Origin of the sequence: Frigoribacterium faeni (assembly GCF_011761235.1) — a bacterium.
Classification (GTDB): Bacteria; Actinomycetota; Actinomycetes; order Actinomycetales; family Microbacteriaceae; genus Frigoribacterium; species Frigoribacterium faeni_A.
In genome coordinates, this window is sequence record NZ_JAAOYW010000002.1 from 944,330 (window position 1) to 963,585 (window position 19,256).

The 19,256-nt window shown below is 75.0% G+C and carries 18 protein-coding genes; 10 read left to right on the forward strand and 8 right to left on the reverse strand.

The genetic code is table 11. The features are described from left to right. Positions 1-284: 284 nt before the first annotated feature. Both FHR78_RS10930 and FHR78_RS15665 read left to right on the forward strand, forming a co-directional pair. Entirely contained in the window at positions 285-884 is a 600-nt protein-coding gene (locus FHR78_RS10930) for a DUF1992 domain-containing protein (protein ID WP_166760495.1), read from the forward strand. 122 nt (positions 885-1,006) lie between these two features. Continuing rightward, positions 1,007-2,056 (forward strand): NlpC/P60 family protein, encoded by a 1,050-nt coding sequence (locus FHR78_RS15665; RefSeq protein WP_166760496.1) that lies wholly within the window; start codon positions 1,007-1,009, stop codon positions 2,054-2,056. Positions 2,057-2,190: 134 nt separating this feature from the next. On the opposite strand, the gene FHR78_RS10940 is transcribed toward FHR78_RS15665, so the two are convergent. Continuing rightward, positions 2,191-3,807, reverse strand: a complete 1,617-nt coding sequence (locus tag FHR78_RS10940) for a SulP family inorganic anion transporter (protein ID WP_208393177.1) — start codon at positions 3,805-3,807, stop codon at positions 2,191-2,193. Positions 3,808-3,925: 118 nt separating this feature from the next. Between FHR78_RS10940 and FHR78_RS10945 the strand changes: the two genes are divergently transcribed. After that, positions 3,926-4,324 carry a MerR family transcriptional regulator gene (locus tag FHR78_RS10945; RefSeq protein WP_166760498.1) on the forward strand — a complete coding sequence of 133 codons (399 nt, stop codon included), beginning with the start codon at positions 3,926-3,928 and terminating at the stop codon, positions 4,322-4,324. Between the two features lie 258 nt (positions 4,325-4,582). Here the strand turns inward: FHR78_RS10945 and FHR78_RS10950 are convergent, their stop codons facing one another. Continuing rightward, positions 4,583-5,737 (reverse strand): glycoside hydrolase family 6 protein, encoded by a 1,155-nt coding sequence (locus FHR78_RS10950; protein WP_166760499.1) that lies wholly within the window; start codon positions 5,735-5,737, stop codon positions 4,583-4,585. Between the two features lie 503 nt (positions 5,738-6,240). Here FHR78_RS10950 and FHR78_RS10955 point away from each other — a divergent pair. Then, positions 6,241-7,572, forward strand: a complete 1,332-nt coding sequence (locus FHR78_RS10955) for a M23 family metallopeptidase (protein WP_166760500.1) — start codon at positions 6,241-6,243, stop codon at positions 7,570-7,572. Between the two features lie 244 nt (positions 7,573-7,816). On the opposite strand, the gene FHR78_RS10960 is transcribed toward FHR78_RS10955, so the two are convergent. Beyond that, positions 7,817-8,749: a LysR family transcriptional regulator gene (locus FHR78_RS10960; protein ID WP_166760501.1), complete on the reverse strand. Its 933-nt coding sequence runs from the start codon at positions 8,747-8,749 to the stop codon at positions 7,817-7,819. Positions 8,750-8,820: 71 nt separating this feature from the next. Between FHR78_RS10960 and FHR78_RS10965 the strand changes: the two genes are divergently transcribed. Then, positions 8,821-9,894, forward strand: a complete 1,074-nt coding sequence (locus tag FHR78_RS10965; RefSeq protein ID WP_166760502.1) for an EamA family transporter — start codon at positions 8,821-8,823, stop codon at positions 9,892-9,894. 72 nt (positions 9,895-9,966) lie between these two features. Here FHR78_RS10965 and FHR78_RS10970 read toward each other — a convergent pair whose 3' ends face one another. Further along, a complete protein-coding gene (locus FHR78_RS10970) occupies positions 9,967-10,533 on the reverse strand; it encodes a GNAT family N-acetyltransferase (RefSeq protein WP_166760503.1) in 567 nt (188 codons plus the stop codon). Between the two features lie 94 nt (positions 10,534-10,627). Here FHR78_RS10970 and FHR78_RS10975 point away from each other — a divergent pair, with 94 nt between their 5' ends. After that, complete coding sequence (locus tag FHR78_RS10975) at positions 10,628-11,281, forward strand: ScbR family autoregulator-binding transcription factor (RefSeq protein WP_166760504.1); 654 nt, start codon at positions 10,628-10,630, stop codon at positions 11,279-11,281. Between the two features lie 293 nt (positions 11,282-11,574). On the opposite strand, the gene FHR78_RS10980 is transcribed toward FHR78_RS10975, so the two are convergent. The 4 genes from FHR78_RS10980 to FHR78_RS10995 form a co-directional block, all read right to left on the reverse strand. Further along, on the reverse strand, positions 11,575-12,522 hold the full coding sequence (locus FHR78_RS10980) for a hypothetical protein (protein ID WP_166760505.1): 948 nt from the start codon (positions 12,520-12,522) through the stop codon (positions 11,575-11,577). Between the two features lie 79 nt (positions 12,523-12,601). Next, positions 12,602-13,330, reverse strand: coding sequence for a response regulator (locus FHR78_RS10985; protein ID WP_166760506.1), 729 nt, complete (start codon positions 13,328-13,330; stop codon positions 12,602-12,604). Further along, positions 13,327-14,766, reverse strand: a complete 1,440-nt coding sequence (locus tag FHR78_RS10990) for a sensor histidine kinase (protein WP_166760507.1) — start codon at positions 14,764-14,766, stop codon at positions 13,327-13,329. Before FHR78_RS10990 ends, FHR78_RS10985 begins: the two co-directional genes overlap by 4 nt. 316 nt (positions 14,767-15,082) lie before the next feature. Then, the gene (locus FHR78_RS10995; protein WP_166760508.1) at positions 15,083-15,703 is read right to left on the reverse strand and encodes a superoxide dismutase; all 621 of its coding nucleotides are present in this window, start codon (positions 15,701-15,703) and stop codon (positions 15,083-15,085) included. Positions 15,704-15,897: 194 nt separating this feature from the next. Here FHR78_RS10995 and FHR78_RS11000 point away from each other — a divergent pair, with 194 nt between their 5' ends. The 4 genes from FHR78_RS11000 to FHR78_RS11015 all read left to right on the forward strand — a co-directional run bounded on the left by FHR78_RS11000 (position 15,898) and on the right by FHR78_RS11015 (position 19,147). Further along, positions 15,898-16,806, forward strand: a complete 909-nt coding sequence (locus FHR78_RS11000; RefSeq protein WP_166760509.1) for a hypothetical protein — start codon at positions 15,898-15,900, stop codon at positions 16,804-16,806. Positions 16,807-16,947: 141 nt separating this feature from the next. Further along, positions 16,948-17,439: a hypothetical protein gene (locus FHR78_RS11005; RefSeq protein WP_166760510.1), complete on the forward strand. Its 492-nt coding sequence runs from the start codon at positions 16,948-16,950 to the stop codon at positions 17,437-17,439. A 158-nt stretch (positions 17,440-17,597) separates the two neighbouring features. Beyond that, the gene (locus tag FHR78_RS11010) at positions 17,598-18,176 is read left to right on the forward strand and encodes a molybdopterin-dependent oxidoreductase (protein ID WP_166760511.1); all 579 of its coding nucleotides are present in this window, start codon (positions 17,598-17,600) and stop codon (positions 18,174-18,176) included. After that, entirely contained in the window at positions 18,173-19,147 is a 975-nt protein-coding gene (locus FHR78_RS11015) for an oxidoreductase (RefSeq protein WP_347878154.1), read from the forward strand. Before FHR78_RS11010 ends, FHR78_RS11015 begins: the two co-directional genes overlap by 4 nt. The last annotated feature ends 109 nt before the right edge of the window (positions 19,148-19,256 follow it).

The window sequence follows — 19,256 nt, forward strand, 5'->3', positions numbered from 1 at the left end:
TCGTTCTCTCCCGGCACTTTCTTGCCCACCGTTCAGGAAGCTCCGTCCTGAATGCCGCGCCCCCCTCTCGCCTCATTCAGGAACCTGCGTCCTGATCCTCGCGAGCGAAGGAGGCGCGTTCCTGAACCGTGCACAGTTCAGGAACCAGCGCGCTCGGCTTCCTGAATTGCGCCTGCCCGGGGCCGCGCCCGGCGTCCGCCGCAGCCTGCCCCGGGCATCCGCTCCGCACCCGCCCCGCACCCGCCCGGCACCCGCCCGGCACCCCGCGGCGTACCCTCGACGGCATGTCAGGGGAGCACGGCACCACGCCGCCGCCGAACGACCCGCGCGTCGCCGCCGCGCGCTACCGCGTCGAGGGCGAGCGCCCGCCCGACGACGCCCCCCGCGACACCCGCACCGCCGCCGAGATGCGCGCCTGGGCCCGCACCGCGATCGACCTCGCCGTGCAGCGCGGCGAGTTCGACGACCTGCCCCTCGCCGGCAAGCCGCTGCCCGGCCTCGCCGGCGGCACGGTCGACCCCGACTGGTGGATCAGGGGCCTGATCGAGAGGGAGGGGCTCACCGGCCTGGCGCCTCCTGCGCTCTCGCTCCGCACCGAGCACCAGCAGCTCGACGACACCCTCGACGCGCTCGGCACCGAGGCCGCCGTGCGCGCGCACCTCGACGACTTCAACGCCCGGATCGTGGAGGCGCGGCGCCAGCTGACCGGCGGACCTCCCGTCGTCACGCCCACGCGCGACGTCGACGACGAGCTCAGGAGGTGGCGCGGCCGCCGAGAGGAACGGCGTGCGGCCCGCGCCGCGGCCGTCGAGCCCACACCCCCGACCCGCCGAGAGCGACGGGCCCTGCGACGAGAGCTGAGGAGGCGCCGCCGCGACGGGTGAGAGCGCTCACCCGTCCGAGGTGACCCGGATGAACCTGGGAGCGCACTCGGTTCGGGGGACGGATCGCGATAGGGTCGAGCGTTCCCTCCAGACCGACCACCGTGACCGTGAGGACCGCCCGAGTGACGACCACCGCCTCCCCGAGCCCGTCGTCCGACGGCGCGCCGGGTCGAGGCGACGTCGAGGCCGGTCGCGGCCCCGGCGGCGGCGCTCTGCTGCGGCCCCGCGGCCGACGCCGGGCCGAGGCCGCGGTTCTGCCGCAGACCTGCCGGGCCTCGTTCGTGCAGCCAGAGGCGCTCGTCGACGCGTCCGTCGCCGCGGCCGAGGCCGCCGTCGTGACGGTCCCCGGGCTCAGCGGACGCCGGGCCGCCCGGGCCGCGCGCTCGTCCCGGGCCGAGGAGCGCCGCCTGGCCGGGCTGGTCCGCCGACCCGGGCTGCTCGCGCGCACCGCCCCGTCGGCAGCAGCAGCGGCCCCGGCCCACGTCCCGACCTCCCGCCGTCTCGCCGGCGTGCTCAAGCGGGTCTCCGTCGCCGCGGCGCTCGTCGGCTTCGCCGCGAGCGGCACGCTGCCCCTGATCGCGGGGGCCGGCCAGGAGGCCCAGGCCGTCGCCTCGGGCGCCGGCGGCTCGGCCGTGTCCGCCGCCGGGCAGCAGCACCTCTCGGTCGACGCGGACGTCGTCTCGGACGAGGTCTCCCGCGACGCGTACTCGGCCACGTCGATGATCGACGCCCAGACGCAGCTGCTCCGCAACCGCACCGCCGCGACCTCGACCGAGTGGGACGGCCGCACCACCGCCTCCTACCTGGCCGACCCGCTCTACGACACCTTCGACCGCAGCCAGGTGCTGTCGGTCGCGCTGCAGTACGTCGGCACGCCCTACGTGCACGGCGGCGAGGACCCGACGAAGTTCGACTGCTCGGGCCTCATCACGTTCGTCTACAGCCAGTTCGGCATCGAGCTGACCCACTACGTGCCCGCTCAGGACACCGAGGGCACGCGCGTCTCGGCCGAGGAGGCCGTGCCCGGCGACCTCGTCGTGTTCGACAACCTGGCGCACGACGGCATCTACGCGGGCGACGGGATGATCCTCGACGCTCCCAAGCCCGGCGGGTTCGTCAGCGTGCGGCCGATCTGGGACTCCCCGCACCACTTCGTGCGCATCGGCTCGTAGCGCGGGACGCGCCGGGCAGTCACTGCGCGCGGGACGCGCTGGCTGGCCACTGCGCGCGGGACGCGCCAGTGAGTCACTGCGCGCGGAACCGGCTGGCGGGCCCAGGCTGCCCGCCTCGGCCTCGGCCCTCGCCCTCAGCCGCCGAGCTGCCCGGTGAGGCGCCCGTGGAACGACCCGCTCCGCTCGTCGAGCCCGACGAACTCGACGGCGAGGCCGTGCGCGGCGAACTTCGTCTCGACCGAGTCGAGGGCGGCGACGCTCGAGGCGTCCCACACGGAGGCGCGGCTCAGGTCGACGAGGACGGTCGCCTCCGGACGGGACGTGACCCGCGCCTCCTCGGCTCGGGCGTGCGCGTCCGTGACGTCCGCGAGCTCCCCCTCCGCGAGGCTCTCAGCGCGGGTGTGCGCGCCCGCGACGCCCGCGGACTCGGCGTGCGCCGCGTCGTCGGCGTACGAGAAGTGCTCGACGAGGTCGTTGCTGCTGCCGAAGAACAGCGGGCCGACGACGTCGTAGCGGACCCGCCCCTCGACCGTGCGCGTGACGGTGATGACGTGCGCGATGCGGCGGGCGAAGAGCACCATCGCGAGCAGGACTCCCACGGCCACGCCGACGGCGAGGTTGTTCGTCGCGACGACCACCACGACGGTGACCACCATGACCAGTGTCTCGGGCACCGGCATCCGCTTGAGGGTCGACGGCCGCACGCTGTGCCAGTCGACCGTCGTGATCGCCACGACCATCATCACGGCCGCGAGGGCCACCATCGGGATCCGCGCCATGACCGAGCTGAGCCCCGTGACGAGCAGCAGCAGGAACAGCCCCGCCGCCAGCGTCGAGACGCGGGTGCGCGCCCGGCCGATCTTCACGTTGACGACGGTCTGGCCGATCATGGCGCAGCCCGCGATGCCTCCGTAGGCGCCCGCGGCGATGTTCGCGACGCCGAGGGCCCACGACTCCTTGCCCTTGTGCGAGGGCGTCTCGGTGATGTCGTCGACGAGCTTGGCGGTGAGCAGCGTCTCCATCAGGCCGACGAACGCGACGCTGAGGGCGGTCGGCAGGATGACGCCGAGGGTCTCGGGGCTGAACGGCACGAGCCACGGGGTGAGGCCCGGCAGGCCGCCTCCCATCGGCCCTTCGTCGCCGACGGTGTGCACGTCGGTGAGCCCGGCGGCCACGACGATCACGGTCACGACGACGATGGCGACCAGCGGCGCCGGCACGACCGTCGTGACCCGCGGCAGCAGCACGACGATCGCGATGGTCAGCGCGAAGAGCGGGTAGACGATCCACGGCACGTCGACCAGGTGCGGCACCTGCGCGACGAAGATGAGGATGCCCAGCGCGTTGACGAAGCCGATCATCACCGAGCGCGGGATGAACCGCATGAGGCGCGCGAGGCCGGCGGTGCCGAAGACGATCTGGATGACGCCGGCGAGCAGCACCGTGGGCAGGACGTACTCGACGCCGTGGGTCCGCACGAGCGGCGCGATGACGAGCGCGACCGAGCCGGCCGCGGCGGTGACCATCGCGGGGCGGCCGCCGAGCAGCGACATCACCACGGCCAGCACGACGGACGCGACCAGGCTGACCATCGGGTCGACGCCCGCGATCACCGAGAACGAGATGACCTCGGGCACGAGCGCGAGGGTGGTGACGATGCCGGCCAGCGCCTCCCGCGTGAGGAGGCGCGGTGAACGGAGGACGGCCCGCACGCTGTCGTCGGGACGGCCGGGCGCGACGGCGCGGGGCAGGGGTGAGGCGGCGGTCACGGTGTGCTCCGAGGGTGGGTGGTGGGAGGATCGGGGGACCGGCGACACTGCCGTGTGATCGACACTACCTTCACGTCAGGGTAGAGATGGGCCAGGGGACATGGCAGCCGCCGACGCACCGATGATGCAGATCGGCGAGCTCGCCGACCGCGCCGAGATGTCGCTGCGCACGATCCGGCACTACGACGAGGTGGGGCTGCTCACGCCGTCGGGCCGCAGCGAGGGCGGGTTCCGGCTCTACACCGAGGCCGACTTCTCGCGGCTCATGGTCATCCGGCGGATGAAGCCGCTCGGCTTCTCGCTCGACGAGATGGCCGAGCTGCTGAGCGTCGTCGACGCGCTCGAGGGCGGCGCGGGCGGCGAGGGCCGAGGAGGCGCGGGGGGCGACACGCGCGCCCGTCTCGACGCGTTCGTCGAGCAGGCCGTCGAGCGCCGCGCCCGGCTCGAGCGGCAGCTGGCGATGGCCGACGAGTTCCTGGAGCTGCTGCGCAGCCGCTGACGCGCTCTCGCGGTGCCGAGGCGCGCCTCCTCGGGTCGCCCGGCCTGTCTGCGGGCTGGCCCGCGCCTCCTCGGGTCGTCCGTGTGCGCGTTCGTGGTCCCCTCCTAATGTGAGAGAGATCGGCCTCGTTCGCCGCCCGGGACGGGCCAGGAACGGCTGCCGGCGCGCGGAATGCTCTCAAATTTGCACGGAGGGGCGGGGTGGGGGAGCCGGACGAGGAGGCGCCCGCAGGGTCGCGAGGACCGGCGGCGGCCCCGGCTACTCGCGGCGGCGCTCGACCAGTCCCTCGGCGTACGACGCCCACCACTCGCCGGCCGGGGGCCCGTCGTTGCAGGTGCCGTCGCTGATGCCCGGCGTCTTCACCCAGAGGAACGCGTCGAGCCCCTTCGAGCCGCCGGTGACGTGGGGGTCCTGGCCGAGGCCCGCTCCCTCGGGGTTGCACCAGGTGCCCCTCCAGCCCCGGCCGTTGCGCGACACGTCGATGACGTACCGGCTGTCGCCCGTCAGCTCGCTGACCCGCTCGGCGTAGGCGCGCTCGTCGTCGACCGGGTAGAAGCTCGCGACGTTCGTGTAGAAGCCGCGCGCCCGGTCGACGCCGGCCTGCTCGAGCCGGTCGGCCATCTCGCGGGCCGGCACCCAGTTCGAGTTGCCTCCGTCGAGGTAGGCCGGCACTCCGGCGTCGGCGAACGCGGCCACCGACTCGCGGATCAGCGGCAGCCGCTCGTCGGCCAGCTCCGGACAGCGCGAGAGCATGCCGAGCGAGTCGGGCTCGACGATCACGACCGCACGGTGGCCGCGGAGCGTGTCGGCGACGAGCTGGTTCCAGGCCGGGTAGTCGTCGGCGGCGAGGCCTCCCGCGGAGTAGTTGCCGCAGTCGCGGTCGGGGATCGCGTAGGTGACGAAGACCGGGGTCGCGTCCTGCAGCTCGGCGGCGACGAGGTAGTCGGTGATCTCGTCGACGAGCGCCGCGTCGTCGTGGCCGTCGCCCAGCCAGAGCGCGACCGGGCGCTCGGCGATCAGCTCGGCCGCCCGGGCAGCTCCGTCGCGGCCCTGGGCGGCGAGGCGCTCGGCGGCCCGCGCGGCGAGCGAGTTCGGCTCGACCGCGAGGCCGCCGTCGAAGACGAGGGTGTTCGGGGCGGAGCGGATCGTGTCCGGCGTGATCGCGCCGAAGGGGCGGGGCGCGGCGCCGGCGGTGGGGGTGCCGTCGGCGGGGGCGGACGGGGTATCGGTGTCGGTCGGGGTGCCGGTGCCGGTGCCGGTGTCGGTCGCGTCGCCGGTGTCGGGGGCGGCGTCGCTCGCGGGCGCGCTCGGGTCGGCGGGGCCGCCGTCGCCCGACGTGCAGCCGGCCACGCCGAGCACCGCGGCGACCAGGAGGCCGCCGAGGGCGACGCGGAGGAGGTGCGGCTGCGGCATCTGGCCCGTTCCCGGGCGCCGGGAGGAGGTGCCCCGACGATGGTGGACCTCCATGACAGCACGTGCGGTCGCCGGGCACAGGGGGCGCTTCGGGGGACACGCGCTGTCCCCGCGGGCGGTCGGCGGGCGCCCCTGCCGACCACGCGCGGGGTGACTGCCGCAAATGCCGACCGCGAGTCGTCCTGTACGGGGATATCCGGGTATTGCAGACGCGTCGAGGGGCAGATGGTCGGCATTTGCAGGTCCCCAGCGGGGAGACGGGACGGGACGGGACGGAGGCGGCGGCCGGGAGACGAGGAGGCGCGGGCCGGGCGGGCGGGACGCACCCGCCGTCGCTCCTCCACAGGGAGCGCGGCGCGCCCGGGGCGTCGTGTGCCGTGCACTGGGGGAGGGGCCGCGAGGAGGCGCTCGATAGGGTGGACGGACCGCCGCGCCCGAGCAGCGTGATCACGACCGGCCTCTCGCCGGTCCCGCCGCCGCCACACGACGAACCGAGAACCACGATGCACCGCCTTGCCCCCTCGCCCTCCTCGCTGCCCTCCGCAGGTCCCTCCCTCCGTGCCCGCGCCTCCCGCGCCGCCGTCGCCGCGCTGCTCGTGGCGGGCCTCGCGGCCGTGCCCGTGCTCGCCGCCCCGGCGCCCGCCCAGGCGGCCGGCCCGAGCTGGCAGCAGGTGCTCGACGCCCGCGGCTCGGAGCAGGCGAAGAAGCAGGCCCTGGCCGAGATCCAGACCGCGCTCGAGGCGGCCTCCACCCGTGCGGCCGACGCGCAGGCCGCCGCCGACGAGGCGGGTACCGCGCTGACGGAGGCGCAGCTCGCCCTCGACGAGGCCACCGGCGAGTACGAGACGGTGCAGCAGAAGGCCGCGACGGCCCGGGCCGACGCCGACTCGGCGCAGATCGTGGTCGGCCAGGCCGCAGCACTGCTCGCCCGGCCGGGCAGCGGCGGGCTGACCGGCGACCTGCTCTCGTCCGGCGCCGGCGCCGAGGACGTGCTGCGCGGGCTGAGCATGTCGACCAAGATCGGCGAGAACCTCAGCACCCTGCGCGAGCGGGCCGTCTCGGCCGAGAACCTGGCGACGTCGCTGGCCGACCAGGCCGCCGTCGCCCTGGCCGAGCGCGACGAGCTGGCCGACAAGGCCGCCGACGCGCTCGACGCGGCCGTCGCCGCGAGCGACGCCGCCCAGGACGACGTCGCGGCGGTCGACGACGAGAAGGCGACCCTGGCGGCCCAGGTCGCCCTGCTGCAGGACGACCGCCTCACCCTCGAGCAGGCCTACGCCTCGGCGCAGGCCCAGGCGGCCGCCGACGCGGCTGCCGCAGCGGCAGCCGCGCGTGCGGCCGCGGCGACGACCGCGCCCCCGCGCGGCGGCGGCGGATCGGTGCCCGCGGGCCCCGGCGCCCCCGGCACGACCACGCCCGACCCCGGCACCGGCTGGGTCTCGGCGATCCGCTCGTACTCGTCGTACCAGGCCTACGGCTACCGGGTGCACCCGATCACGGGCGAGTACAAGCTGCACGCCGGCGCCGACTTCGGCGCGAGCTGCGGCACGGCGATCTACTCGGTCGCGGCCGGCACCGTCACCTACGCGGGCATCGCCGGCGGCTACGGCAACCTGATCATCATCGACCACGGCAACGGCATCAGCAGCGCCTACGGCCACATGGAGCGCTCCGGCATCTACGTCGCCAACGGCCAGCAGGTCGCGGCGGGCCAGAACATCGCCGGCGTGGGCACGGCCGGCGGCTCGACGGGCTGCCACCTGCACCTCGAGATCCGCCGCGGCGGCATCGCGACCGACCCGGTCGCGTTCCTCGCCACGAAGGGCGTGCAGTAGCAGCGACGACGGGCGCGCACCGCGTCGGCGATGCGCGCCGCGTCGGCGACGCGCACCGGGTCGCCGGCGACGGCGTCCTGATCGCCCCGAGCCGCTTCCACCACGCAGGCTGACGGCGTAGCGTCGGCGCCAGCAGGTCCTCGACCTGCCGCGCCGGAGCCCCGTCCGGCGGAACGGCTCCCGACTCGTTTCCCGTGAGCCGGGGGCCACCCCTCGTCCCGGCCGCAGCGGCGCGGCCGGTCCCTCAGGAGGTGCGGCGCGCCTCCTCGGACGCCGCCTCGGTCGCCCTCGCCTCGGCCACGATCTCCGCGACCACCGTCTGCACGACCGGCCGGGCCGCCCGCTCCGGTCGCATCAGCGCCTCGACGTGCCGCCCGGCCCGCACGCTGTCGAGCGTCGCCAGGCGGAACCGCCCCGGGGCCCGACCGGCCGACGTGTGCCGCGGCACCAGGGCGACGCCGAGCCCGCCCGCGACCATCGCCTCGATCACCGGCAGGTGCACGGTGCGGTGCACGACCCGCGGCACGACCCCCGACTGCAGTGCCATCGCCACGAGCACGCGGTCGATCGGGTAGCCCTCGGGCACGCTGATCCACGGCTCGCGCACCACGTCGGCCACCGTGACCCGGTCGCGCCCGGCGAGCGGGTGGTCGAGCGGCAGCGCGACCTCGAGCGGCTCGCGCAGCAGCGGCACGACGGTGAGCCCGGGGTGCTCGACCGGGGAGGCGCCGTCGGAGCGGTGGCCGATGACGACGTCGACGTCGGCCGCGAGCGGCGCGAACTCGTCCTCGGAGACGTCGCGGTCGGCCACCTCGAGCTCGATGCCCTCGTGGTCGCGCATGCGACGCAGCAGCCCCGGCAGCAGCAGCTCGGCCGCCGACGGGAACACCGCCAGCCGCACCACGCCGACCCGGCCGCCGCGGTGCGCCTCGAGCGCGGCCTCGGCCTCGGCGACCGCCGTCGAGACGGCCACGGAGGCGCGGGCCAGCGCCTGCCCCGCGTCCGTCAGCAGCACCCCGCGTCCCGAGCGCCGCACGAGCTCGACGCCCAGCTGGCGCTGCAGCGTGCGGAGCTGCTGCGACACCGCGCTCGGCGACCGGTGCACGGCCGCGGCGACGGCGGTCACGCTGCCGCGGTCGGCGAGCTCGCGCAGCAGGTCGAGGTGCTGGATCTCCATGAAGGGACGCTACATCGTCGATGACGAGACCTGCGCTGGTCCTGCATCCGCACCTCCGGCAGGGTGGTCCCATGAGCCCTCGCGACCGCCTCCTCGCCCTGGTCGTCGTGGTCGCCTGGGGCGTCAACTTCCCGATGACGGCGCTGGCGCTCGAGCACTTCCCGCCGATCTTCCTCGTGGCGCTGCGGTTCGCGCTGCTCGCAGTGCCGACGCTGCTGTTCGTGCCGCGGCCGCCGATCCCGTGGTCGCGGCTGCTCGTGGTCGGCGTCGGGCTGGGCATCCTGCAGTTCGGGTTCCTCTACCTCGGCATGGCGGCGGGCATGCCGTCGGGGCTCGCGTCGCTCGTGCTGCAGGCCTCGGCCCCCGCGACCGTCGTCATCGCCGCGATCTGGCTGCGCGAGCGCATCACGCGCCGGCAGGCGATCGGCATCGGCGTGGCCGTGCTCGCCCTCGCCGTCATCGCGGCGCACCGGTCGCAGGTCGCGGCGCTGCTGCCCGTCGTGCTCACGCTCTGCGCGGCGGTCGGCTGGGGGCTCGGCAACGTCGCGGTGCGTCGGGCGGCCGCTCCCGACCCGCTGCGCCTGACCCTGTGGATGTCGGTCGTGCCGCCCGTGCCGATGCTCGCCCTGTCGCTCGTCGTCGAGGGGCCGCAGCGCATCGGCGACAGCCTGGTCGGCGCCTTCTCGCTCGCCGCCCTGCCGTCGGTCGTGGGGCTGCTCTACGTCGTGCTCGTCGCCACGGTGCTCGGCTACGGCCTCTGGACGAGGCTGCTCGCGGCGTACCCGTCGAGCACCGTCGCGCCGTTCTCGATGCTCGTGCCCGTCGTCGGCGTGCTCGCCTCGTGGGTCGCCTTCGACGAGGTGCCCGACCTGGTCGAGGTCGGCGCCGGCGTGGTCGTCGTCGCCGGGGTGCTGTACGCGAGCCGGGCGCCGCGTGCGCTCGCCGCCGAGCCGCGCGTGCCCGCTGGCGAGCCGCGCGTGCCCGCCGAGCCGCACGTGGCTGCCGAGCCGCGCGTGCCGGCCGCCGAGACGCCCGCACCCGCCGAGCCGCGCGTGCCCGCCGAGCCGCATGTGCCCGCCGAGCCGCGCGTGCCCGCCGCCGAATCGGGCCCGACACCGCCGAGTGGACGGAACACCGTCCACTGAGGCGGTGTTCCGTTCACTCGGCGGTGTCGCGGCGGGCTGTCGGCGCGACGGCGCGGGGCAGCCCGCCGCCCGTCACGCCGTGGCTGCTGCGGCGGCGGGGCCGACCGGCTTGCGCATCTGCAGCGACGTCGTCTCGTAGCCGAGCGACTCGTAGAGCCGGCGGGCGGCGTCGTTGTAGCCGAAGACGTTGAGGCCGAGGGTCACGGCGCCGTGCCGTGCCGCCTCCTGCTCGGCCAGCTGCATCGCCGCACGACCGTGCCCGGCGCCGCGGTGCTGCTCGTCGATCTCGACGTCCCAGACCCACCACGCGTCGCTGCCCTCGGCGGAGGGGCCGATCCAGATCCAGCCGACGACCTCACCGTCGGCGCCCGGCCCGGCACCGTCGTCACCCGCACCCGCACCCGCACCCACCGCGCCCGCACCCGCCGCCCCCGCCGACACCGCGACGACCTCGTGCACCAGGTGCCCCGTCGCGGGCCGCCCTCCGGGGAAGTTCCGCTCGAACGAGGCCCGGGCGTTCTCCGCCGCGACCGCGGGGGACTCGCCCGACCGCAGCCGCGCCTCCTCGTAGTCGGCCCGGGACCGGGCGATCCAGGGGCCGAGGCGGTCGTCGGGCATGAGGCGCAGCGCGGTGGTCATGTCGAGACGGTACCGGCGCGGCCCTACCCTGGGGACATCGTCGTCCCGCCCGCCGCCGACCGGCCCGCGGCGACGACCGGACGAGGAGGCGACGGTGGCTCAGCAGCGCAGGGCTCGCGAGACGCGGGCGGCCATCTTGCAGGGCGCCTCCGCGGTGTTCCTCGCCCGGGGCTACGCCGAGACCTCGCTCGACCAGGTCACGGACGCGGCGGGCGTCACGAAGGGCGCGCTGTACTTCCACTTCCGGTCGAAGGCCGACCTCGCCGGGACGGTCGTCGCCGAGCAGCAGCGCCTGTCGCGCGCCTGGAACGACCTCGCGGTCGCCGACGCCCGGTCCGCGGCGGAGGCGCTGATGCTCGCGTGCGCGTCGTCGGCGACGCAGCTGTCGACCGAGCCCATGGTCGCGGCCGGGCTGCGCCTCTCGACCGAGTCGATCGGCGAGGTGCCGACCCGGGGCCCCGCCGCGCTCGAGTGGGTGGCCGAGACCGCCGGCCACGTGGGCCGCGCCGTCGAGGAGGGGACGTTCCGTGCCGACCTCGACGTCGACCGCGCCGCGCGCTTCGTCGTCGGCTGCTTCGGCGGGGTGCAGACCTTCTCGGCCCTCACCACGGACAACGCCGACGTCTTCGAGCGGCTGCGCGACATGATGCAGTTCGTGTTGCCGTCGTTCTTGTCGATGCGGTCCGCCGGCCTCGTCGGCGAGCTCGCCGCGGTGATCAGGCCGACGGACCGTCCCCCGATCGACTGACTCCCGCCGTCTGATCGGCGGGAGCCACGCCCCGTCAGTGTTCCTCTGTGCCCCATCATGCATACTCTGCAGTCCGTTTCGGAACCCCCGTGGGAGGGGGCGCCGCCTCAGCCGCGAGACGGACCCGCAGGAGGCGGTGCGCGCCTCCCCGAGGCCGGACCCGCAGGAGGCGGTGCGCGCCTCCCCGAGGCCGGACCCGCAGGAGGCGGTGCGCGCCTCCCCGAGGCCGGTCCCGCGGGAGCCGGTCGCGCCTCCTCGAGGGAGCCCCGTCAGGCCCCGACGGGCGCGGCGCCTCAGAGCCGGCTCGGCCGCTCCGGCCCGAGCCGCTCGATGGTCCGGTCGACCAGCTGCTGCGCCGCGACGATCGGGCCGGTGTCGATCTGCGCCAGGCGCTCGCCGAAGTCGTGGGGCACGGTGAGCTGCTCCTGCCACTCGGCCTCGTAGAGGGCGTCGAGGTAGCCCGACGTCTCCCGGCAGCCCGCGTCGGTCTCGGCGAGGTCGCGCTCGTCGTCGCCGACGGCGGTCGTCGGGTCGTACGAGGCGAAGGCCTCGGCCATCGCCGTCGTCGGCATGTCGGCGGGGTCGTCGGGCAGGTCGCCGCCCCACGGGCCGGCGCCGACGCCCTCGTCGAGCATGCAGGCGTGCCACGCGTCGGCCGCGCGGCGCACGGAGGAGTCCTGACGGGCCTCGAGGAACGCGGCGTTGCTGAGCCGGATCGCGATGTCGCCGACCGAGCCCGTGCTCGACGACGCCGACGCGCCCGTGAGCAGCTCGGGGTGCTGCCGGTACGCCTGGTCGAGGCAGGACGAGCGGTCGGCCGTCTCGGCCTGGGACGTCTCGCGGTACTCGAAGGCACGCCAGTCGTCGGCGCCCGCGTCGACCGTGGGCGGCACGTGGTAGCCGCGGCGCTCGGCGGCGGCCAGGTCGAAGGCGCGGAGCGGCTGCCGCTCGGTCGCGTTCGTCGCCGCGTCGACGTCGCGCCACGGCACGACCGCGTCGTCGTGGCCGGCCTCGACCATGCAGTCCTGGATGAGCAGCTCGGTCGCGTAGTTGAGGCGCACGACGCCGACGCCGACGTACTGGTCGAGCGGCATCGTCCACGACGCCCTGTCCTTCTCGGGCAGGTCGGGCACCGTCCAGGCGACGTTCGCGGGGATGCCGAACGCCACCACCGCGGCGACGAGGGCGACCACGGCGGCGACGGTGGCCCGCTTCGCGACGCGCTCCCGTCCGCCGCTCACCGGCCGGCCCCCGACCGTGCGGCCCCCAGCGGCGCGGACCGTGCGGCCTCCGACCGTGCGGCCCTCGGCGGCGCGGCCGTCACCGGCGCGGCCTCGACGCCGCGTCCGACGCGGGAACCAGCCCGTTCTCGTAGGCGAAGACGACGATCTGCACCCGGTTGCGCATGCCGAGCTTCTGCAGCACCGAGCGCACGTGGCTCTTCACGGTGGCCTCGCTGAGGTACGCCTCGCCGGCGATCTCGATGTTGCTGAGGCCCTTGGCGACGAGGGTGAACATCTCGCGCTCGCGCGGCGACAGCGGCTCGAGCGGGTCGACCCGCGGCGCCGGGGCGGTGGGCACCGCGAACTCGTGCACGACGTCGAGCGCCGCCGCGGCCGTCGGCACGGGGTCGCCCGCCCACGCCGCCCGGATCGTCGTGAGCACCTCGTCGGGCGTCGCGTCCTTCGTGAGGAACGCGTAGGCCCCGGCCTTGAGGGCGCCGAACACCGCCTCGTCGCGCTGGATCGTGGTCAACGCGACGACCCGCGGCAGGTCGTCGGGCGAGACCCCGTCGAGGATGCGCGCCGTCGCCTCCAGCCCGTTCATCACGGGCATGCGGAGGTCCATGAGCACGACGTCGGGCTGCTCGCGCTCGACCAGCGCGAGCGCCTCGCGCCCGTCGACGGCGGTGCCGACGCAGCGCAGGTCGGGCTGCGCCTCGATCAGCATGCGCAGGCCCGACGCGAACAGCGGCTGGTCGTCGACGACGGCGACGGTGATGACGGGCGCGGCGTCGGCGGCGGGCTCGGCGGGGGTGGCGTCGGTCATGAGGGGCTTCTCTCGGTGGAGGCGGACGAGGAGGCGGCGGTCACGCCGGCGATCGAGGAGGCGGTCGACGAGGCGCCGGCCGAGGAGGCGCCCGAGTCGGAGGACACGTCGCCGCCCACGGCCGAGCCGCTCACAGCAGAGCCGCCCCCGGCCGAGCCGCTCACGGCCGAGCCGCCCGCGGCCGAGCCGCTCACGGCCGAGCCGCCCGCGGTCGGCACGAACGCCGTGACCTCGAACGAGGTGCCGTCGGCCGACGGCTGGGCGGTCAGCCACCCGCCGGCGAGGCGGGCGCGCTCGGTCATGCCGCGCACGCCGGCCCCGCGGTCGGCGCCGGTGCGGGCGGCGACGAGCGGGGCCCCGCGGCCGCGCGAGGTGACCTGCAGCGTGAGGCCGCGCCCGCGCCAGTCGAGCCGGACGGCGACGCGGCTCGACGTGCCGGCGTGCTTGAGCGCGTTCGTGAGGCTCTCCTGCACGATGCGGTAGACGGCGAGCTCCTGTGAGGGGGCGAGGGCGCCCGGGGGGCCCTGGGGCTCGGACGCTCCCTCGACGGCGACCTCCACCTCCATCCCGACCTCGCGCATCGCCGTGACGAGCCCGGCGACGTCGGCGAGGGTCTCGCGGGGCGCGGTCACGTCGTCGTCCTGCGTGATGCGCTCGACGAGGCGGCGCACGTCGAGCAGGGCGGTGCGGCCGACGTCGGCGATGGTGCGCAGCGACTCCTCGGCGACCTCGGGGCGGGTGGCCTGCAGCGCGAGCCCGCCCTGCGCCTGCGAGACGACCACCGCGAGGGAGTGGGCGAGCGCGTCGTGGACGTCGCGCGAGATGCGCGCCCTGTCCTGGGCGAGGCGCAGCTCGAGGTCGGCGGCCTCGAACCGCGTCTCGGTGGCCTCGAGCGCCTGCCGGATGACGAGCACCCGCCGGATGCTGGCGAACGCGACCCCGATCGCCCAGGCGCCGGCGAACACGCCGAACAACGCGGCCGTGAGCAGCGAGAACTCGATGCGGAGCCCGGTCGTGCCCGCCCCGACCCAGGTGCTCCAGCTCTGCGGCCGGGTCAGCGTGGGCACGGCGAGCAGCCACGCGGCGAGGCCGGCGGCGACCGCGGCGACGACGAGGGCGACGAGCCGCAGCCAGGGCGACGGCTTGAGCGCGACGAAGAACATGACGAGCGCGATGGCGACGTAGGCCATCCAGGTGTTCTGCGAGGGAGCCTCGGCCAGCCCGAGCAGCTGCAGCACCGGGACGACGACGACGAGCGCGAGCGACGTGGTGGGGATCCAGTACGCGAGCGCGACGGCGACCGCGAAGAGGCCGAACACGACGGTGTTGTCGGCCACGCCGCCGCGGCCCCACGCGCTGGCGACCCAGAAGACGAAGTAGACGAGCGCGGCCGCGGGCGCGACCACGTGCCGCCCCCACCGTCTCGCGTCCGCCATGTGCGCCAGGTTAGGTGCAGCGGCCGACAGGACGCGCCTCCTGACCGGCTTTTCATCCCGAGGTCGCAGCCGCCCGTGCCGCTCCCCGGGTCCCGGCCCGCGCCTCCTCGGCCCCTCTGCCCTTCTGCCTCTCCCTCGTTCAGGAACGTGCGTCCTGATCGTCGCGAGGGGAGGAGGCGCGTTCCTGATCCGTGCACCGATCAGGAACTCGGGCCGGCGCGTTCCTGAACGGTGCCCCGCCGCGCACCACGACCGCAGACGCAGAGGAGGCGCGGTGCAGGGGATCCCGCACCGCGCCTCCCCGAGGGGCCGACCGCTAGAAGGTCAGCAGGCCCTGGGTCTTCGTGGTCGCCGCGGCGTAGCGCTGGCCGACGTTGTCCCAGTTCACGATGTTCCAGAAAGCCTTGACGTAGTCGGCGCGCACGTTCTGGTAGTCGAGGTAGTAGGCGTGCTCCCAGACGTCGAGCATGAGCAGCGGGACGAGGCCGAACGGCACGTTGCCCTGCTGGTCGAAGAGCTGGAACACGCTGAGGCGCTGCCCGATGACGTCGTAGGCGAGCACCGACCAGCCGGAGCCCTGCACGCCGAGCGCGGTGGCCGTGAAGTGCGCCTTGAACTTCTCGAGGTCGCCGAAGTCGCGGCCGATGGCCTCGAGCAGGTCGCCGGTGGGCTCGCCGGTCTCGGGGGTCAGGTTGGTCCAGAAGATGGAGTGGTTGACGTGGCCGCCGAGGTTGAACGCGAGGTCCTTCTCGAGCTTGTTCACGTTCGCCAGGTTGCCGGTCTCGCGGGCCTCGACGAGGGCGGCGTTGGCCGTGTTCGCGCCGGTGACGTAGGTGTTGTGGTGCTTGGAGTGGTGCAGCTCCATGATCTGCGCGCTGATGTGCGGCGCTAGGGCGCTGTAGTCGTAGGGGAGATCGGGGAGGGTGTACTCAGCCATGTGGGAGTCCTTTCGCAGTTGACCTCCGTCCACCGTACGACTCCTGCCGGGGTGCGTGTCGAACAACTCCCAGCCGGGACGCAGGCGCGGGCTCAGGTGCGTGCGCGGGCGTGGGCGCGGGGAGGGCGCGCTCGGGATGGGGGGCGAGGGCCCCGACATGAGGCCCGCGTGCACGGTCTGCAAAGATGGGCACCATGTCGACCGCGATCACCCGCGTCGAGGTCTTCGACGCCGCCCGTCGGCGACACCTCCCGATCAACGTGCCCCTCGACCCGTGGCGGTCCGCGCTGCGGCGAGAGCTGGGCACGCAGGGCTTCGGCCTCTGGTTCACCGTCGCGATGCTCGGCGTGCTGCCCGCGGTGCTGGGGGTCGGCATCCTGGCGACGTCGTCCTCCGCGAGCCGGGCGCTCGGCGACCTCGTGCCGCTCGTCCTGTTCTGGTCGGTGGCCGTCCTCGTCGTGCGCCTGATGGGTCGACGTCGCCGCGACATGCGGGCCCTGCTCGCCGTGCTCGACCACCCGCCCGTCCTGAGGCCGCGCGTCGAGGGGCGACTGTCCGACCAGGAGCGGCACCTCGTCCGCAGCCTGCCCGACCCGATCCCCGCCGCCGACTTCCTGTTCTGGTTCGGCGCCCCCGACGGGCGCGACCTGGGTCTCGAGCTGCTGGACGAGGTCCTGCGGTCGGAGGTCGCCGACGACGCGTGGGCGGCGTTGCGCGTCTCCGCCGTCTTCGGCCTCGACGAGGCGCACGTGCCCCTGCTCGCCGCGCTCTGGGACGCCCCCTGGCACGACGATCACCTCGACGTCGTCGTGGCGCTGGGCCTCACGGGTGCGCCCTCGGCGGTGCCGGTGCTGCTCGGCGTCGTCGACGACGTGCCGCTGCACCTCGAGGGGGACGACGCCTGGCGTGTGCCCGTCACCGTCGTCGACGCACTGTGCATGATCGACGGCGACGAGCGCGAGCTGGCGCTCGCCGAGCTGACGGGGCACGTCGACCGTGCCGTGGCGGGATATGCCTGGGTGCGCATGACCGCCCTGCACCCGGACTGGTGGCAGGAGATGCCCGCGTTCCGCGAGACGGCCGACCCCTCGCCCGGCAGCTGAGCACGTGCCCGGTGCCTGAGCGCGCGCCCGGCACCTGAGCACGTGCCCGGTGCCTGAGTGCGTGCCCGGCACCCGAGTGCGTCCCGCTCCGGTCACCGAAGGAGGCGCCTGGCTGTCGGCGGCCCCTGTCACCATGGGTGCATGGCCGAGACGACCCACCACCGACGACCAGCCGCCGCCCGCACCGTCCGCACCGCTCTCGTGGCCGTGGCGGCGACGCTCCTCCTGGGCGCGTGCGCGCAGACGGCACCGGGCAGTGCGCCCGACGCAGGGGCGGCGCCGACCGGGTCGGCGACGTCCTCGTCCCCTCCCGTCGAGGGCGACGGCGCGGGCGACGACGCGCCTGCCGACGACCTCGGCCCGTCGGTCGCGTGGGTCGACGAGGGGCGCACCTTCTCGCTGACGCTCTACGGCAGCTCGAGCTGCCCCCCGGCCGTCGACGCCGTCGAGGCCGCCGGCACGGACGCCGTGACGGTGCGGCTCGCGCCGGTCGACCCCGGTCCGTGCACCTTCGACTACGTGCCGACCGCCTCCGAGCACGAGCTGCCGGCGGGCGTCGACGGGCGACCGGTCTCGGTCGAGGTCGTGTCGGCGGCCGAGGGCGTCGAGCCGGTGTCGCTCGAGCTGCCCTAGGGCGGGTCGCGCGGCGTACCGCCGGGGGCGGGGCCTGGCCGGACGCAGCTGGTCGGGCTCGAGCTCCGGTCCCACAGCCCTGACCGGGGCGCACACCACGCCCCGGCTGGGTAGCCTGGCGACGCGATCGCCGGGCGATCACCACGAGGAGGCGCACCATGGCAGGTTTCACGGGCTTCGGCCGACGTCGCGAGGTCGACCCGCGCCTCCCACCGGGTCAGCACCTCGAGAAGGGGTTCCCCGTGCTGTCGGCCGGGCCGACCCCGAACATCAAGCGCTGGGAGCTCCAGATCGGCACCGAGCAGGGCACCCGCTCGCTCACCTGGGCCGACTTCCAGGCGCTGCCGCACGAGCAGATCGAGACCGACATCCACTGCGTCACGAGCTGGTCGAAGCTCGGCACGCACTGGGCCGGCGTCTCGCTCGACACGCTCTTCGAGGGGCTCGAGACGACGCACGAGCACGTCATGACGACGAGCTACGGCGGCTACACGACGAACCTCCCGCTGAGCGAGCTGCTCGGCGGCAAGGCCTGGGTGGTCGACACCTACGAGGGCGAGCCCCTGCACGCCGAGCACGGCGGACCGGCGCGGCTCTTCGTGCCCGGCCTCTACTTCTGGAAGAGCGCGAAGTGGGTGCAGGGCATCCAGACGATGCCGACCGACCGGCGCGGCTTCTGGGAGAGCATGGGCTACCACCCGCTCGGCGACCCCTGGCGCGAGGAGCGCTACGCGTGAGCACCGAGGGCGTTGACGCCCTCGCGGACGGTGCTGCAGCTGATGGTGGCAAGACCGGTGACCCCTTCAGGTGGTTGCCGGCGACCGTCTCCGGCGAGACGCGGCAGACCCCGACCGGCCGCTCGATCGTGCTCGACGTGCCCGGCCTGCGGCCCGCCCGCGCCGGGCAGCACGTCGACCTGCGGCTGACCGCCGACGACGGCTACCAGGCCGTCCGCTCGTACTCCCTGTCGGACGTGCGGGCGAGCGCAGGAGGCGCGGGCCGGCTCCCCGGGGGAGCGACCGCAGGAGGCGCGGGCCGCGTCCCGCAGATCGAGCTCACGGTCGAGGAGCTCCCCGACGGCGAGGTCTCGCCCTACCTCGTCTCGTACGCCGAGATCGGCGACCCGGTCGAGGTGCGCGGCCCCATCGGCGGCTGGTTCGTCTGGCCGCCGACCGAGTTCGACCCCGACTCGGCCGTGCACGCCGTGCTCCCCGAGCCCGACGGGGCGCCGGCCCCGAGCCGGTCGCCCGTGCAGCTCGTCGGGGGCGGGTCGGGCATCGCCCCGCTCGTCGCGATGGTGCGGGCCCGGGCCGCGGGTGCGGCCGGTGCCGGTGTTGCGGGTGCGGGTGCTGCGGGTGGCGGGGGTGCGGCGGCCGCTGTCGCACTCGCGCCGCCGATGCGCCTGCTCTGCTCGGTGCGGACGCCGGCCGACCGCTGGTTCGACGCCGAGCTGGCGGCGCTCGCCGCCGACCCCGACGACGGGCTGCGGGTCGACTGGGTCCACACGCGGGAGGCTCCTGCGGGGTCGACCCGCGCCTCCGGCAGGCTCACCCGTGACGAGCTGCTCGACCTCGTGCTGCCGGCCGCCGACCACCCGCTCGTCTACGTCTGCGGCACGAACTCGTTCGTCGAGACGGTCGCGGGCTGGCTCGTGGACGCCGGGCACGACCCCACCCGTGTGCGCACGGAGCGCTTCGGCGGGGTCTGAGCCGCCCGCCCCTGCCGACTGGTCACATACGGCTCTTCCCATCCCGGGGAAGAACCCTTTGCGACCACTCGTAATGATCCGTCTCGAGACGGAGTGTGAACCCGGGCCG

Coding starts and splice junctions, on each gene's coding strand:
- FHR78_RS10995 (WP_166760508.1), bottom strand. CDS start 15,703: ATGGCTGAGTACACCCTCCCCGATCTCCCCTACGACTACAGCGCCCTA.
- FHR78_RS10945 (WP_166760498.1), top strand. CDS start 3,926: ATGGCAGCCGCCGACGCACCGATGATGCAGATCGGCGAGCTCGCCGAC.
- FHR78_RS10950 (WP_166760499.1), bottom strand. CDS start 5,737: ATGCCGCAGCCGCACCTCCTCCGCGTCGCCCTCGGCGGCCTCCTGGTC.
- FHR78_RS10970 (WP_166760503.1), bottom strand. CDS start 10,533: ATGACCACCGCGCTGCGCCTCATGCCCGACGACCGCCTCGGCCCCTGG.
- FHR78_RS10985 (WP_166760506.1), bottom strand. CDS start 13,330: ATGACCGACGCCACCCCCGCCGAGCCCGCCGCCGACGCCGCGCCCGTC.
- FHR78_RS10930 (WP_166760495.1), top strand. CDS start 285: ATGTCAGGGGAGCACGGCACCACGCCGCCGCCGAACGACCCGCGCGTC.
- FHR78_RS11010 (WP_166760511.1), top strand. CDS start 17,598: ATGGCAGGTTTCACGGGCTTCGGCCGACGTCGCGAGGTCGACCCGCGC.
- FHR78_RS10960 (WP_166760501.1), bottom strand. CDS start 8,749: ATGGAGATCCAGCACCTCGACCTGCTGCGCGAGCTCGCCGACCGCGGC.
- FHR78_RS11000 (WP_166760509.1), top strand. CDS start 15,898: ATGTCGACCGCGATCACCCGCGTCGAGGTCTTCGACGCCGCCCGTCGG.
- FHR78_RS10965 (WP_166760502.1), top strand. CDS start 8,821: ATGAGCCCTCGCGACCGCCTCCTCGCCCTGGTCGTCGTGGTCGCCTGG.
- FHR78_RS10955 (WP_166760500.1), top strand. CDS start 6,241: ATGCACCGCCTTGCCCCCTCGCCCTCCTCGCTGCCCTCCGCAGGTCCC.
- FHR78_RS10990 (WP_166760507.1), bottom strand. CDS start 14,766: ATGGCGGACGCGAGACGGTGGGGGCGGCACGTGGTCGCGCCCGCGGCC.
- FHR78_RS11005 (WP_166760510.1), top strand. CDS start 16,948: ATGGCCGAGACGACCCACCACCGACGACCAGCCGCCGCCCGCACCGTC.